The following is a 13,406-nucleotide window of genomic DNA, read 5'->3' as shown; positions in this document are numbered from 1 at the left end:
CCTCATTTCGCCCAATAATGACAGTAAGTACACAATTATCTATTTTATTTCAAATAAATGATACTTACTGTATTTGTACTTTATTATTTAAAAGCATGACCCACTCGACAATTTGTTGTTAAAAGAACACTTGTTGACATTCAGGTTACAAATCGCGCCCAAAACTCTTTAGACTCGCCCCACGACTTTTAACGAGAATGATTGGATGCGCAGGTTTACATTAGCTCTTTGCTTGATCTTTTGGCTCCCAACCCTAGTCAATGCCCAAAGTTTGCAAGATAAGTGGCAAACTCTGTATCAACTGAGCTGGCAATCATCCCCACTCTTAGTATCTCAACAAGAGTTGGCTCAGTATCCGAAAGTTCTGCTCCATGAAAATAGCCGCTATCCTGATTTCAACCAATTCAGTTGGGACGACATCGCAGCGTTAGCGTCAATACAAGATCACTGCCAAGCGATTGAAAGCAGTAACCCTTCATTACATGAAGCCATCGAGTTCGAGCTCGCTCTGTGTCAGCAACAAACATTGGATTCGATTTGGTTTGCAGCACACTCCAAACGTCACCCTGCCGGTGGCAGCTTTGCTGGTCGTTATTTAGCCGCTTACCCAGATGTGACCGAGCAGATACGCCCATTTTTGAGTCTTACCAACCCTCAGCACCCTTTATATAACAAACTAGAAAGCCTAAGTGCACAAGGCAGAGAAGCACTGCTCAATGGATACCGCGCTTGGCAACAAGATGATGTGCTTTGGTTAAGTGGCGAACAAGGCTGGAAAGCTATTCCCTTAGATGTTTGGCAACCTATCGCAGAGCAACAAGAGGTATCTTTGGCAGGTGAAACCTGTACTTTTCGTTACAGTAACGTGTGCTTAAACGAGCCTAGCAATGACAATCTGATCATGAAAACCTTGATCTTTACATTGCTGCTAACGTTGCTTTCCGGGCTCGCTAGAGTCTTATACCTAAGAACAAAACAACGAAAAGAGAGGCAGTTCGTTTTACAGCTTCTTACTCATGAACTGCGCACGCCTATTACTAGCCTAGGCTTAACCGTCGAAATGTTTAGAAATCGCTACGATGACTTTTCTGATGAAACTCAAAGTGCGGTTTGGCGTTTAATATCTGACTATCAAAGGCTTTCTCAGCTCACCGAAAACAGCAAAGTGTACCTAAGTTCGGATCAGTCAGAGCCTTTGTTGAAGCAAAACGCTTCATTAGAAGAGTGGCTCGATCATGTCTGTGAAAAGCACAATATTTCTTATCAATGTGAAGCGCGTGAAGTTGAACTGAACCTTCCCTATTACTGGCTAACCATCTGCTTGGATAATCTAATCAAGAATGCCAAACAACATGGTAAAGGTGAGGTTTTGGTAAAGGTCGAACTCGGTGACAAGCTGACGATTGAGGTACAAGACGAGGGGCACTTCCCTTCACCGATACAACGGCTCATGTCTGGTGTCACGCCAAGTGAAACGCACGAACTGGATAACATGGGCATTGGCCTGACTATTGTCGAGCACTTGATGAAGCAAGCGAATGGCCGCCTCATTATTCTTCGTAACCCAACCCGATGTATTTTGGAAATTGCTTATGAACACCCTACTGCTGATTGAAGACGACCAACTGCTTGGACAAGGCCTCGTCAGCATCTTTGAATCCAATGGTTACCAATGCCTTTGGGCGAAGGATTCAGAGAATGCCAGTAAGAAATGGTTTCGAGCCGATCTTGTGATACTGGATCGACAGCTTGAAGATGGGGACAGCTTGCAACACCTTCCAAACTGGTTGCTCCTCAAAGCGCTGCCTGTGATTGTGTTGACCGCTAAAGTAGAAGTTCAACAACGTGTTGAAGGTTTAATGGCGGGTGCCAAAGACTATGTGACTAAACCATTTTCGAACGACGAATTACTCGCTCGAGTCATTACCCAGCTACGTCCGTTAGGTGTGAGCCTCTTAACTTACGCAAATATCCAAATCAACTTGTCGGAACGGATCGCTTATCTGGATGAAAGCCCTGTAACACTAAAACCTAAAGAGTTTCAGCTATTGGTACTGTTTGTTCAGAACCAAAGTCGTGTGTTTCACCGAGATGAATTACTCAATAAGATTTGGGGATATCAGGCTTTTCCTAGTACCCGAACTATTGATAATCACATACTGCGCTTACGCCAGAAGCTGCCAACCCTAAAGATCGAAACACATCGCGGCGTTGGTTACCGCTTAGCTGGGGAATCATAATGAGAGTCACTTCGTTAATCGCATTGATCTGCGCTTTGCCGTTTGCGTGTCACGCCGCTTGGTTTACCAACACGCCATTACAACATACGTATCAATCTCTGCTTGATGAACAACCTCAAGTCGCGTGGCAAGAGCTTCAAATCGCACTCAATCAACAAACACTTGATAGTGAGCTTTGGTTGCCAGTTAAACAACAGATACTGAGCCAAACTCAATGCGGAACTTCACTAAGACAAGACACTGAGACGAAACATCACATTCAAGTTAGCTTCATTCGACGCTACGGCCTGTCGTCGCACGGTTATCAAATCAAAGTCTCTGCCGAGCAACTCAGCAAAGGCTCAGAAACTCAAACTCTTTCTTTGGTATCGCCTAAAGGTAAAGTCCTTCTCGATGGTCAACTCGCTTCCAATAATGAGTATCAAGAGATTGAAACCAATGAAATGTTCATCAAACCCGAATCTGGTGTTTATCAACTAAAGATAGGTTCAAATCACTACCCTATTATTGTCGCTTTAAATAACAGTAATCGATGGCTGACGCTCGAAAGTAAACTCAGCGAACCACATATCGTGCTCTCGCCTCCAAAGGTGATCGACAACTGCCCCGACGCTAACGTGAGTTGGCAATGGTTTGATGAAAACTACAACCTGCTGGGTTACAAAGTGCCAATCAAAACAGCGCAAGCACCCGTTCCCACAGAAAGTCCACTTGGAACCAAAGCCAAGCACTTGAGTGCTTCGGTTGAAATGTTTGAATACCAAGGCGCTATTGAAGTCCAATATGTGCAGCGTGTCGCGGTGCCTTTCTAATGGAATGCTTTCAGAAGAAGATTAGAACTAGGTAATGCAGAAAATAGAGACATATAGGTGACAAAGCACTAACGCTACTTGGGTGTAATGACCGTACTTACCCTTTACGGAATCTAGATATGCTCAGCGTACGTCACCCACTCAATCTTTCTACTTGTGCCATTGTAGCTTTAACAACAGCTTGTCTGTTTTCATCCAATGCACAAGCGAGCCAAATAACGCTAACCAGTAATAGCAGCGTCAGCACTAACACCACTACCAACAATACAATCTCTATTTCATCGAATACTTTAGAGATAGATTGGAACGGCTTAAGCGTTAACAGCGCTGCTCTCACCGTTGATAGCCAACCACAGAAAGCGACCAATCTGGTCATTGGCTTTTCCGATAAAGCTGACTCAGCAAAAATCGCCACTTGGACCTTAGTACCCAGTGGGATAAACCTTGAGGCAGAGCTTAATCAAGACCAGCTCACTTTTCAGTTCAGCTTGCCTTCAAATATTCAGGTGAAGCGAAACGATCCCATCGAGTTGACGTGGTTTGATCTCGCAGAACAACAAACTCAGACACTATTTCTACCCTTTAGTGAAGGCATGCGCGTGCCTACTGACAACAAGCTTTGGGCAAGTTATCTCGTCGGTAACCATTCTGGAAGTAACACTACTCAAGACTTGAAGATGCCTTTTTGGACAGTACAGCAAAACAATCATTTCATTAGCTATCAAATGGTTAATGCAACCAACAATCAACTGCTCTTTTCAGATGCATCCTCTAATGCTTCCTCAAATACAAAAACCAAAATTGATATGAAGGCAGCACACCAATTTACGATGCTCAATCAGTCACAACCTTTTCTTGTTCGTATCACCCTCGGAGACTCGTGGTTAGATGGTGCCAAACAATACCGAGATTGGCGCATCAATAATGACCAGTCTGATACGCTTGTAGCAAAGCAAAAGCGCAATCCAGATGTGACTAAGTTGATCGGCGCGAGCCACGTTTACCTATTTGGCAAAGACCCATTAAGCATCCAAGATGTGAGTGACTGGTGGGGATTGAAAACATGGTATCTAGAGGGCTCTAAACTAAGCGTTTCTGCGGAAGCGAAAAGAGAGCTATCGTCACTCTCCAAGGGGAAAGATTGGTTCAGTCAGTACCACAAACAACTATTGTTGGACTCTATTATCCAGTCATTGCAGGTGTTATATCCTGTTGGTAATCCGACACTCGAAGACAACACGATTAAAGCGCAATACAAAGCAGCACAGGATAAGAAGAACTGGTTGCTAAAGCACGCTTCCCCGTACCTAAACTCGTCAGATACTTGGGGACAAGCGTTGTCTTCAGACATGGTCGCTAATCTAAATAAGGCAGGTTTAAAAAAACTGTGGCTAGGATTCGACAATTGGATGCCAGCATTCTATCAACCTAACGCTGTGGGTCTGGCAAAACAGTCCGGATATCTGGTCGGTACTTACGATTCCTACAACACCGCAATTCCTGCGAAGCTCAATGACAACTGGCTAACCGCTCAATTACCAGAGCCGATGCGTCAAAGTTGTGCGATTGAACTAGCGGATGGGAGTTTGAAAAAAGGATTTCGTGGAAACGGCTTTTACTTAAACCCGAACTGCCATTTAGAATACGTAAAACAGCGTGCTCAAGACATTATGAGATTCGGCAACTTCAACAGCTTGTTCTTAGATGTTGATGCAACCGCCATGGCACGTGAAGATTACCGCGTCTCTATAGACAGTAATGGCAATACAAACGACGAATCAGACATGCTTTCTGCGTTCAACAACCGAATGAAGTGGCTTAGCGAGCAACCTTCGTTAGTATTAGGCTCTGAAGACGGCAACAGCCTAACAACAAAAGGCATCGCGTTTGCACACGGCTTAGAAACGGTTGGTTTTGGATGGACAGACAAAGACATGAAAGAGAACCGCCAATCTCCCTATTACTTAGGTCGTTGGTACCCAGACCACAAGCCTGACTTCTTCTTTAAGCCGGCCGAGGTTAAAGAGCCCTACAAGTCGCTACTATTTTCGCCACAATATCGAATTCCACTTTACCAAGCCGTTTTCCATGATGAAGTAATCAATACGCACCATTGGCATTCAGACAGCCTCAAGTTCACTAATGTACAAGCAGAACGTGACTTAACCGCCATGCTATACAACACACCACCGATGGTTCACTTGACCAGAGATGAAGCTTTATCAAGTTCAAGCCAGAGAATCAAAGCACTCAAACACTATCAAGATGGCTTTGAACCAATGCACGAACAGTTATGGGATAAACAGTTGGTCGATTTCGAATGGTTAGTTAAGAACGGCGATGTTCAACAAACGAAGTTCAGTGACGGAAGTAAGATCATTGCTAACTTTTCTAACAAGGCATTTCGTTACAACGGTGTCGATATTGCTGCCCTATCGGTCAAAGCTATATTGGCGAATGGGCAAGTCGTCGACTGGCAGCCCGATCATAGTTAGCTTCGATACGGTTTAGACAATAACGAATAATAGGAAGCCTAAGCACTTAACCGCTAAGGTTTTCCCCGTTACTTTTGCTTCCTATTTTGAAAAGCAGTCAGTAGATAGTCGATAAAGACCTTCTTACGTTTCGGCATCAACTGCCTGTCTGCATACACTAGGCTTACTGAAACTTCCGGCATCTCATATTCAGGTAGCAAACGAATCAACTTGCCTGTCTTGAAGTGCTCACGACAAATGAATTCAGGAAGCACCGCCAAGCCGAGCCCATCCACACAAGCTGTTAGGCATGCCGTGATGGTATTCACCCGTAACTGACACGGCAGATCGATCAAAATCGACTCACCGCCTTCTAATTGTAAATGCCACTTGGGTAGACGCGCGGCCTTGTTCACCACCTCAATCATTCTGAATGGCGGTTCAAGATCATCGGGTGAAGAGACGTCATCGAACTGCTCTAAATACTCAGGGCTGGCTGCCAATACACGCTTTGATGTTGTGAGGTAGCGAGAAACCAAGCTCGAGTCCACTAGCTCACCAATTTGTGCGTAAAGATCGATACCCTCCGCAATGATGTCGACTTCTCGATTCGACAGTTCTAAGTTCAAAGTCACGTTTGGGTGCTCTTTTAGGAAGCTGTGGATGTATTTGGCTAATACTTGATGCCCCAATTCGACAGGCAACACAACATTCAACTGCCCTCGGATCAAATCCTGATTGGCTGAAACCTCTAGCTCAGCTTGGTTCATGATCTCTTGCATCTGCATGCTCGACTGATAAAAGCGCTCACCCTCTGGCGTTAAGACTAAACTTCGTGTCGAACGAGTGAGCAACCTCACACCTAGATGCTGTTCCAGCTCGTCTAGCTTTCGGCTGACGGTCGACTTGGTCATGTTCAATGCTTCAGCTGCGTGCGTGAAACTCCCACAATCAACAACTTGTGTAAAAACAGTCACAGCATTTAAGTCCATCGTACTTCTCCCAAAGCGCCATTAGTTAGATTTTTGCAACAGTGTTTCCCTTTTTTCCTATCTTATCAATCAATCGAATTCATTTACAATTCGTTACATCTAAATAAAAACAAAATGAGAAAGAAAAAATGACAGAGAACAACAACGCTTCGCAAACAGTAAGCACAAAAAAACGTAAAAAAGCTCCGCTTATTGCTACTGCGATCATGCTGTCATTGGGTTTAGCCGGTGCTGGATACTGGTACGGCTATGGCCAGTACTTTGAATCTACCGACAATGCCTACCTACAAGGCGACATCACGAATATTAGCCCTAAGGTCTCTGGCTATATTGTTAAGTCTTATGTGAGTGATAACCAATCGGTTAAAGAAGGTGATTTGCTGGTTCAAATCGATGACCGTGATTACCAGTCAGCACTCGCTCAAGCAAACGCCCATTTAAGCGTCGTGCAATCAGACGTCAAAAATCTAGTGGCACAACAAACGTTACAACGTAGCAAGATCAATCAAGCAGAAAGCCGCGTTGATTCTGCACAAGCTGAATACGAACGCGCGATTCAACAAGTGGTACGTTCTCGTAGCTTACTAAAGCGTAACTACGCGTCTCAAGATGAAGTCGATAGCATGGTTGCACAACAAAAAGTAACTCAGGCAGATTTAGAAGAAGCAAAAGCAAACCTCGTTGCAACCAATGACCAATTAACCGTTATCGCTAGTGAGATTGAGCAAGCAAATGCATCCGTGACCGAAGCTCAAGCCCAGAGAGATCAAGCACAGCTTAACCTTGATTACACCAAAGTTTACGCGCCAGCAGATGGCGTGATTGGTAAACGCAGCGTACGTGAAGGCTTGCTGATTCAAGCAGGCGCACCACTGATGAGCTTGGTACCAAACAACCAAGTGTGGATTGAAGCCAACTTCAAAGAGACACAGCTAAGTGGTATTCACAAAGGTCAGACGGTTGAAGTAGAGCTGGATGCGTTCCCGGGGCAGCCTCTTGAAGGTGTGGTAGACAGTTTCTCCCCTGCGACTGGCGCTAAATTTGCGCTCCTACCACCAGAAAACGCGACCGGTAACTTCACTAAAATCGTTCAACGTGTACCGGTTAAAATTACTATTCCAGATCAGCAAGAGTTGAAAGGTCGACTGCTTCCTGGTTTGTCTGTGGTAGCGACCATCGATAAACGAGGCTAGACCATGAGTAACGCTGGTGTTGTCACCCAAACAAATGATGATGACGAGGTTTCGAGACGCCATTGGATCGCCCTATTTGGCGGCTTGATTGGCGCGTTTATGGCGATCTTGGATATTCAGATCACCAACTCGTCTCTCAAAGATATTCAAGGTGCGCTATCAGCCACCTTGGATGAAAGCTCGTGGATCTCTACGTCTTACCTAGTCGCAGAGATGATCGCTATCCCACTCAGTGGTTGGCTTTCTAAAGCGCTCGGTAAACGCCGTTATATCACGTGGACGACAGCCATTTTCACCATTTCATCTTTGTTGTGTTCGTTCTCTTGGAACATGACCTCGATGATCGTTTTCCGCGCGATGCAAGGCTTCAGTGGTGGTGCTCTAATCCCGCTTGCTTTCTCGCTGGTGATTCAGTTATTGCCGGTCAACAAGCGTGCTGTGGGTATGGCACTGTTTGGTGTAACCGCGACCTTTGCTCCATCGATTGGCCCTACCTTTGGTGGCTGGCTGACGGAGAACTTCTCGTGGCACTATATTTTCTACATCAATATTCCGCCAGCTTTGCTTGTGATCACCATGATCCGATATGGCTTGGACGATGAAAAGCTCGACCTTGGCACGCTGAAAAAAGCCGATTGGTTTGGTATCGCCACCATGGCATTAGGGCTAGGTTGTTTGGAAGTGGTGTTAGAAGAAGGTAACCGTGAAGAGTGGTTCAGTTCGAGCTTTATTATTGGCTTGAGTATCGTGTCGGCGGTGAGTTTGGTTTACTTCGTGATAAACGAACTCCAACACAAGAAGCCATTGGTTAACCTGCGGCTATTGCGGGAAGGGCAATTTGCGATGTCTTGTATCGCCTATTTGATTCTAGGAATGGCATTGCTCGGCTCTATCTATGTTCTACCGATGTATCTCACTCAAATTCAGCAATATAACGCGATGGAAATTGGTGAAGTGCTAATGTGGATGGGTTTCCCACAGCTTCTGATATTCCCAATTGTGCCAAAGCTAACACAGATCATTAAGCCTAAGTACTTGGTTACCTTTGGCTTCGCGATGTTCGGTTTTAGTTGTTACGTAAATACACACATGACAATCGATTTTGGCGGGCAACAGCTGATTTTATCTATGGTTCTGCGTGCTATTGGTAGTCCGTTCATCATGGTTCCGCTGTCTTTGGTTGCCATGAAGAACATCAGCAAAATGGACACGCCAGACGCATCAACGTTAACCAACGTAATGCGGAACTTAGGGGGCGCTTTCAGCATCGCGATTATCGCTACGCTATTGGATAACAAAACCCGTGAGCACTTAGCACACATCAAGGAGTCGCTACCTTCAGTGAGTCAACTTGGTTGGCAGACGCTTCAGCAACAACAAGCGTTTTTCATTCAGTCAGGAAGTGATGCCGCAACTGCGATGCAACAAGCACAAGCAAGTTTGCTCGGCACAATGCAACGTGACGCAGCCATCATGGCTTACAACGATGTGTTCTTAATGATGACGGCGTTCTTGGCTCTAGCGGCAGTATTGATTCTAAACATGCGTGATTAACGCTAGAGTTTCGGTAAATAAAACTTCAAGCAAAGAACAACATTTCGAATAAAAACTCGAACAATAAAACAGAGAGGTGAGCTTATCGGCTTGCCTCTTTTTTATTTCTAAAACACGTATAACCCCACTAAAATCAGGTAAAAGTCACCTGCGTTTGAAGGCTTTCATAAATGTTATCTAATACTCTTTAATTACCAATAGTTTATTGAGTGTTTGTATGTGATATAGGCACCTTGACAATGTGCAACTTGACACCTAAATTAAAAAATAACATTTGGTATTAAGGAAAATGGATTTGACCTTACCAACAGACCTTCGAATTTTGATCGTCGACGACTCTAAAAGCGCAACAATACTTATTAAGCAGCAACTGGCTAGTTTGGGAGTTTCGCGCGACTGTATTTTTATTGCGACCGACTATCGAAAAGCCATTAAAGCGGTCGAGACACACTCTTTTCATGTACTCCTCATTGACTACCACTTAGAACAGTCTTTTACTGGCTTTGAGCTGTTGGGCATTCTGTATCGAAACCGCCTCATCGATCATACTGTGGCGACAATCTTGCTCTCTGGGGATATGCGTCAGGAAACAGTATTAACCGCCCTTTCAGGTGAAGCACACCACTTCGTTTCTAAACCGATTAATACTCAAACGTTGAGTAAAAAGATCCAAAGTGCCGTGTCCGTTTCAAAGAAACTCACCCAACTGAATGATTTGTATCCCATTGCCAGTCAAGAGAGATTAGCTCAAGCTTTGGCGATCTCCCCTAATGGTACTAGCGTTCAGTTCGAAGCGACATTGATTGAACATTTAATTGCAGGTAAGAAATGGCAGTTACTCTCTAGCGTCATTAACAACTCCAAAACCAACATGCACCCAACCAAATTGGTGGCTGAGGCGCTGATTCTCGACAGCTTAGGCAAGCCAAATTTAGCCATAGATAAGCTCCACAATTTTCTAATAGCACAGCCACTCTCATTGAGCGTGATTGACTGCTTAAGCTGTATCTATGAAAAACATAAAATGCTGCTGCCTGCTCTTAAATTAGCGATTCGTGCATTTGAGATGACTCCCAGCATCAGCCATCGTGCAATCAGGGCCATCGACTTAGCTGAGAACGCAGATAACACACATATGATCATAAAGTTAGGTGAGATGTATGCAACCCACATTTCAGCTGCTGACATTGATGTCATCCATTCCATTGGTGCGCACTTTAATTCCTTAAAAGCAACGTATCAGCGCGAGACGCAACTAAAGTACAAACGTATTTTGCTTGAGCACGCCAACCAATTCACCGAGTTGGTAAACCTGAAACTTCCGGTAAAACAACAGCAGCAAGTTTTGGCCAGCCTTGCCCTATTTCAGAGCAGCATATTGCTCATCGAAAATAGCCCTCAGATTGCCCACAAAAAAGTGATTAGAGCTTCGACACTGTTAGCGAACAATTTCCACAGCCAACCGACTTATTTGCTCACTCAGTTATTACCCATGCTCGCCCACTTTGGTGAGTACTCTCTTTATCATTTAACAGTGGAATGTCTCAAATCTCGTGGAGAAGCCATAAATCACCAAGTTGAGTCCAAAAATGTCGACCCTTCAACGTGTATAAACATTGAAAATTTGGGTTCGATCCAAGAAATAAAGGACTACATTCACAGTTACCCATATTCAGTTGCCGCCAAACTTGACTATATATACGCCGTCAATAAAGCTCATATAGATGAGAAACTTAGCGACGACTATCTAGAAGAAATCTTACAGTTAGAACTTCCTCCAAAATGGAATCAATGGATTAGTGATTCATCAAGGTATGGTTTTTCCACTAAGCCGCCTAGCCCATTTTCAACATTCAGCCGACAGGAGTCCACATGCTAGACTTTGATGCTTTAAACGCCTATTTAGACAATGACAGAGACGTCATTTACGCCGTTTTGTCTACATATCAAGAAGACCATGGCAATTCGCTACAAGAGATCGAAGAGTTGGTTCAACAACAAGATTGGGGCAAGCTTCATTTTACCGTGCACACCTTAAAAGGCATTTTAGCCAGCTTTGGTGAAGAAACGGCCACAGTTGCATTGGAAAGAGTAGAACAAAACACACTCAATAAGCTTGCGCCGCAAGATGATGATCTTTCGGTTATCTACAGCGAAATGAAGATCATTAATCAGCAAATCGATGAGGTTCTTAGCACTTATTAGTCGATAGAATTAAAACGTGCATGGCGATACTTAACAGCCGACACAGCTAAAAGAGTTGAGGTGCTTGGAAACATTGAACCTCGACTCTTAACATTTTTCTCATCATTTCTCCTCTCAATTATAGTTCTAACCCACACCTATAAATTCACGTCATTTATCTAGATAAACCGATGTATAACACATGCTTTATAAACTATCCGTCTTAATGTTTTAAACGAAAAACCAACACACTTGATGAGATGCAAAATAGTTAAATATTTGTAGATCTTTTTGTGACATAAACATACGAAATTGCATTTTATTTATTGGTAAAGAAGAAATTGTTATCTACACTCTAATGAAACCAAGCGTTAATCACTTGGTGGCATAATAAAAAAACTAAAACGTTCAGTCGGCTAGATAAGGACAAGGAAATGAACAACGATAGTTTTGCTGCGTTTCAGGGGCTCACGGATGAAACACCCATTACCGAATCATTTTCTACCAGTGCAGACCCTTATGCTCATTATCTGAAAGATATTGTTGGCATTGATCTGCTGTCGCGTGAAGATGAGGTGTATTACGCAAAATTGAATCGCGCGGGTGACAAAAAAGCGCGTGATGTAATGATCGAATCAAACCTGCGCCTTGTTGTGAAAATCGCAAAGAGTTACCTAAAACGTAAAGGCAATAATTTCACCCTGCTCGACCTGATCGAGGAAGGCAACATTGGCTTGATTAAGGCCATCGACAAATACGATCCAGAACCAGGCTATCGTTTTTCAACCTATGCTGTTTGGTGGATCCGCGAAAACATTGAAGCCGCACTCATGAACACGGGTCGAACCGTTCGATTGCCAGCCCACGTGTGTAAAGAAATAAACAGCCTCGCCTCAAAAAAGCTCGATGCAAGCAAAAAAATGAGTAAAGAGGTTTCAATTTCTGAGCTATCAGACAGTTCAGGTGTAAAGGCCGAACGCGTCGATCAACTGGTGGCGTTAAGCGGGTTTATTGACGTGACGACAACGGTTGGAACTAGCCATGCGCCTATGGTGCTTGATCAATGCGAAAGTGAATATATCCCAGACCCTCAACAAGATTGTGAGGATCAATCCTTTACCCAAGCTCTAGAACAAATCATCTATACACTTCCTCCAAAATTACAAAAGGTGCTCATCCACCGTTTTGGTTTCTTTGATAACAAGGTGAAAACGCTGTCTGAGGTCGGAGAAATGTTGGATGTGAATGTTTCTAATGAACGTGTTAGACAAATGCAGAAAGAAGCGGTCGAAAGAATTCAAAAACGACTCAAATTTGATGGTTGGGTGTAAGTCGTAGCCCAGTTGAGAATTAGTTGAAAATAACGTTAAGCCAAAACAAAGACCTTTAGGGTGAGCCTCCAAGCTTGCCCTTTTTGTTTGCTGATTCGTTAGAAAAATAAAAAAATCGTAAGCACACGAACCCTAAGTCGCTAATGCCTAATGCCTAATGAAAAATGACAAATGACAAATGCCACACCATTAACTTACCTTAAAGAAGTGACTCGCTCACTGCGCAAAATGAGATAATTGATATAAGTGGTTTCAAGACAATCTTGTTCCCACACTGATAAAATCCGTTTAGCCGCAAAATAATAATCTTTGTTTCTCAACAACATCCCAACGGTGCGGCTAAGCTTTTCAAATCGAACGTGATCGCTCGCAGAGATGTAGTCATCGTCACTTTCAATAATGGGCGCTAAACCATCAGCAAACCAATTATTCAATATTTCTCGCATCTCTAATTCAGACTCAGGCACATCCACACTCGACAACTCTCGATGTTGAGGCGGTGGCACTATGTACTTCGACGCTTGCGGTGAACTGACATAACGATACATGTCGTCCCTCCTGTCTAACGGACCCTTCTAATAATTAAGGACATATTTACCTGTTCTCAAGTTTATTTAGCGAAACAA

Annotated in this window: 11 protein-coding genes; 9 read left to right on the top strand and 2 right to left on the bottom strand. The window is 43.8% G+C overall.

Annotated features, from left to right (window positions below):
• Positions 1 to 205 precede the first annotated feature (205 nt).
• From BCU07_RS18265 to BCU07_RS18250, 4 genes are all read left to right on the top strand, one after another.
• Positions 206 to 1,615 carry a DUF3404 domain-containing protein gene (locus BCU07_RS18265; RefSeq protein WP_017066450.1) on the top strand — a complete coding sequence of 470 codons (1,410 nt, stop codon included), beginning with the start codon at positions 206 to 208 and terminating at the stop codon, positions 1,613 to 1,615.
• Positions 1,593 to 2,240 (top strand): response regulator transcription factor, encoded by a 648-nt coding sequence (locus tag BCU07_RS18260; RefSeq protein ID WP_102429072.1) that lies wholly within the window; start codon positions 1,593 to 1,595, stop codon positions 2,238 to 2,240. Before BCU07_RS18265 ends, BCU07_RS18260 begins: the two co-directional genes overlap by 23 nt.
• Positions 2,240 to 3,052 (top strand): DUF2861 family protein, encoded by an 813-nt coding sequence (locus tag BCU07_RS18255; RefSeq protein WP_102429073.1) that lies wholly within the window; start codon positions 2,240 to 2,242, stop codon positions 3,050 to 3,052. Before BCU07_RS18260 ends, BCU07_RS18255 begins: the two co-directional genes overlap by 1 nt.
• A 119-nt stretch (positions 3,053 to 3,171) precedes the next feature.
• Positions 3,172 to 5,547 carry a glycoside hydrolase gene (locus tag BCU07_RS18250; RefSeq protein ID WP_102429074.1) on the top strand — a complete coding sequence of 792 codons (2,376 nt, stop codon included), beginning with the start codon at positions 3,172 to 3,174 and terminating at the stop codon, positions 5,545 to 5,547.
• Between the two features lie 68 nt (positions 5,548 to 5,615).
• Here the strand turns inward: BCU07_RS18250 and BCU07_RS18245 are convergent, their stop codons facing one another.
• Positions 5,616 to 6,518: a LysR family transcriptional regulator gene (locus BCU07_RS18245; protein ID WP_102429075.1), complete on the bottom strand. Its 903-nt coding sequence runs from the start codon at positions 6,516 to 6,518 to the stop codon at positions 5,616 to 5,618.
• A gap of 128 nt (positions 6,519 to 6,646) precedes the next feature.
• Here BCU07_RS18245 and BCU07_RS18240 point away from each other — a divergent pair, with 128 nt between their 5' ends.
• From BCU07_RS18240 to BCU07_RS18220, 5 genes are all read left to right on the top strand, one after another.
• Positions 6,647 to 7,711, top strand: coding sequence for an HlyD family secretion protein (locus BCU07_RS18240; protein WP_017066726.1), 1,065 nt, complete (start codon positions 6,647 to 6,649; stop codon positions 7,709 to 7,711).
• 3 nt (positions 7,712 to 7,714) lie between these two features.
• Positions 7,715 to 9,265, top strand: coding sequence for a DHA2 family efflux MFS transporter permease subunit (locus BCU07_RS18235; protein WP_102429076.1), 1,551 nt, complete (start codon positions 7,715 to 7,717; stop codon positions 9,263 to 9,265).
• 289 nt (positions 9,266 to 9,554) lie between these two features.
• Positions 9,555 to 11,144 (top strand): response regulator, encoded by a 1,590-nt coding sequence (locus BCU07_RS18230; protein WP_102429077.1) that lies wholly within the window; start codon positions 9,555 to 9,557, stop codon positions 11,142 to 11,144.
• Positions 11,138 to 11,470 carry an Hpt domain-containing protein gene (locus BCU07_RS18225; RefSeq protein ID WP_017060508.1) on the top strand — a complete coding sequence of 111 codons (333 nt, stop codon included), beginning with the start codon at positions 11,138 to 11,140 and terminating at the stop codon, positions 11,468 to 11,470. The genes BCU07_RS18230 and BCU07_RS18225 overlap by 7 nt, the downstream gene beginning before the upstream one ends.
• A gap of 413 nt (positions 11,471 to 11,883) precedes the next feature.
• Entirely contained in the window at positions 11,884 to 12,780 is an 897-nt protein-coding gene (locus BCU07_RS18220) for an RNA polymerase sigma factor RpoD/SigA (RefSeq protein WP_102429078.1), read from the top strand.
• 194 nt (positions 12,781 to 12,974) lie between these two features.
• Here BCU07_RS18220 and BCU07_RS18215 read toward each other — a convergent pair whose 3' ends face one another.
• On the bottom strand, positions 12,975 to 13,328 hold the full coding sequence (locus BCU07_RS18215) for a hypothetical protein (RefSeq protein ID WP_017060510.1): 354 nt from the start codon (positions 13,326 to 13,328) through the stop codon (positions 12,975 to 12,977).
• Between the last annotated feature and the right edge of the window lie 78 nt (positions 13,329 to 13,406).

It is taken from the genome of Vibrio sp. 10N.261.54.E10 (assembly GCF_002877735.2).
Lineage (GTDB): Bacteria > Pseudomonadota > Gammaproteobacteria > Enterobacterales > Vibrionaceae > Vibrio > Vibrio crassostreae_C.
Note: the sequence above shows the minus strand (reverse complement) of the source record. Positions and strands in the feature narration are given on the sequence as shown.